This is a genomic window from Oleiphilus sp. HI0079, from assembly GCF_001635105.1.
In genome coordinates this window covers 1-270 of sequence record NZ_LWFT01000210.1, presented here as the reverse complement: position 1 = coordinate 270, position 270 = coordinate 1, and the positions used below count along the sequence as shown (strand labels likewise).

Here is a 270-nt window from a genome sequence, read left to right as displayed (position 1 = left end):
AGACGAGTAACGGTCCATCTCTAGAGGGTCAAATTCCTCATATTCTGAAACCGTGATGCCTTCTTGCTCTGCGCGATAAAGCACCTGAGCCTCAGTTTCAATTTCCATTCTTCGAAGCTGTTCTCGAAGACGCTCGATCGTGGCGTTCATTTCTTCGAGCGTGAATCCAAAATCACTAATCTGCTGCTCTAAGCGACCACGCGATATACTCGTCTCGCCAGCAAGATTAACGAGGTCATCAATAAGTAAAGCACCAACACGAACTGTTTC

The 270-nt window shown here is 46.7% G+C and carries 1 protein-coding gene; it reads right to left on the bottom strand.

Annotated elements, in window-relative coordinates; genetic code table 11:
• On the bottom strand, positions 1-270 hold a 270-nt coding region (locus A3750_RS03075), incomplete at both ends, for a hypothetical protein (protein ID WP_156498347.1).